This window comes from Barnesiella sp. CU968, assembly GCF_905219685.1.
Lineage (GTDB): Bacteria > Bacteroidota > Bacteroidia > Bacteroidales > Muribaculaceae > Lepagella > Lepagella muris_A.
In genome coordinates, this window is record NZ_CAJMXD010000603.1 from 1 (window position 1) to 1,025 (window position 1,025).

Annotated in this window: 2 protein-coding genes; both read right to left on the minus strand. The window is 36.5% G+C overall.

Annotated elements, in window-relative coordinates; all coding sequences use genetic code 11:
- Positions 1 to 605 (minus strand): DUF2971 domain-containing protein (locus JX312_RS13970; protein ID WP_204458527.1); only part of this gene is annotated, 605 nt, incomplete at its 3' end.
- Positions 606 to 701: 96 nt separating this feature from the next.
- A partial coding sequence (locus tag JX312_RS13975; protein ID WP_204458528.1) for a leucine-rich repeat domain-containing protein occupies positions 702 to 1,025 on the minus strand: 324 nt, incomplete at its 5' end.

A 1,025-nucleotide genomic window follows, 5' to 3' on the forward strand; every position in this document is an offset into this window, starting at 1 on the left:
TCAAGAATCCTTGNAAGAGTTTTATATTCTGCGGTGTTGTAAATTGATTCTTCCCCAAGATGATACATAATCACCCATCTTATACTTTCTTCAATATTCAGTTCTTTTAGTGATGAATCTTTACTGACCACCCTATATTCATTTTCATGTCGCCAAGCATTATCTTTACGAAAGAACACGCTTCGAAATCTCCTATCGATTTCTTTTTCTGAGGAAATAATCAAATCATTATCGTATCTTTTTACATATTTTACTTTGCCATGCCAGAATCTTTGTGTCTGCAGTTCTTCAACAACCTTGTTTTTATCAAGCACGATACAGACTCCTCGACCCTTGTCCGCATAATAACCCCACATAGGCAAGTTCAGGAATCCCGGCGTTCTTACAGTATCTTCGGAGAAACTTAGCTGACGATACTTTGCTCCTGTTGTACTCCAAGAAAAACATTTACCTTCTGACCTGCTGTATATCATTCTGAACGATTCGTTAACATCGTTCATACTATTCATTTTGGATAATCTCAATGTTTTTGAGGACAAAATTTTACAAGCAGCCTCGAAATTCGTGAAATGATACAATTTTTCAGTATTTTCAAAATCTGTCATTTTTTAATTTTCAAGAAAGAACTAAATGAATTTAAAAATAATGTATTGACGAAAGAAACGACTTCCGCCAATACATTATCCTATGATTAAACCTATTTATATTCCTTGGATGTTTTGAAAATAACGCCACCAGGGATCATTTTGGTATTTCTGAATACTAACTGAGGGAACATATAGGGTACCGTGATTGAGTGTNTAATTATCAAAAGAAAGATTCTCAACTATTGGGGGGACAATCGCATTACAAGTGACCAATGTCAGACCTGTACAGCCTCTGAAAGCATAAGACCCAATTATTTCCAAGGATTCCGGGAATGATATGGATGTCAGACTTGTGCAGTCGTAGAAAGCACTTTCACCTATTATTTCCAGAGATTCCGGGAATGATATGGATGTCAGACCTGTGCAGCCGGAGAAAGC